Origin of the sequence: Limisphaera ngatamarikiensis (genome assembly GCF_011044775.1) — a bacterium.
Taxonomy (GTDB): domain Bacteria; phylum Verrucomicrobiota; class Verrucomicrobiia; order Limisphaerales; family Limisphaeraceae; genus Limisphaera; species Limisphaera ngatamarikiensis.
On sequence record NZ_JAAKYA010000065.1, the window covers coordinates 4,122 to 4,817 of the forward strand.

At 65.4% G+C, this 696-nt stretch carries 1 pseudogene; it reads left to right on the plus strand.

The window, feature by feature from the left end:
- Window positions 1-696 (plus strand): annotated as a pseudogene (locus tag G4L39_RS15450) (hypothetical protein); the annotation flags it as partial.

Consider the following 696-nt stretch of genomic DNA (forward strand, 5'->3'; position numbering starts at 1 on the left):
CTGGCGCCGGTCTGGCAACAGGCTGCCACCGATGGCAAAACATGGCCACAACCACTTCAGCTGCCCGATTTTCCCAGGGACGAGCTGGGATGGAGTCTGCGGTGGAGCAGCAACACGGTCAACCGGCTCAACCAGTACACGGCTCGGACGGTGCCGGGGGTGGTGGGGGTGTCGGGGGAGGCGGTCGAGGGAGCGACGGTGACGTTGTGGTGGGGGACCAACGACTGGGCGCCGGTGATTCGGCAGGGTCGGTACTGGTATGGGGAGGTGTGGGTGAACAATGCGACGGGTGCGGTGGGGGTGGTGGTGACGAACCTGGGGGTGGTGTGGGGGAATCCGGACCGGCTGCAGGGGGAGGTGCGGTCGGCGGTGGTGGTGCAGACGCCGGAGCTGATCATCCATGACCTGGACGGGAATCTTGTCCGGGACGGTCGGTGGGTGTACAGTTGGGATGCTGAGAACCGGCTGGTGCGCGTGATGAGCTGGGGCAACCTGGATCGGCGTCGGGTGGACTGGACGTACGATGCGTTGGGGCGTCGGGTGCGGCAGGTGCGGTACGTCTGGACCAGCCGCACGTGGCAGGTGGTGGAGGATCTGAAGCTGGTGAGTGATCCCGTGTGGTTTGGTCGTCACATTGCGGAGCTGAACGGGACGAACGGTGCGGTGGTGCGTTCGTACGTGTGGGGATTGGATGTT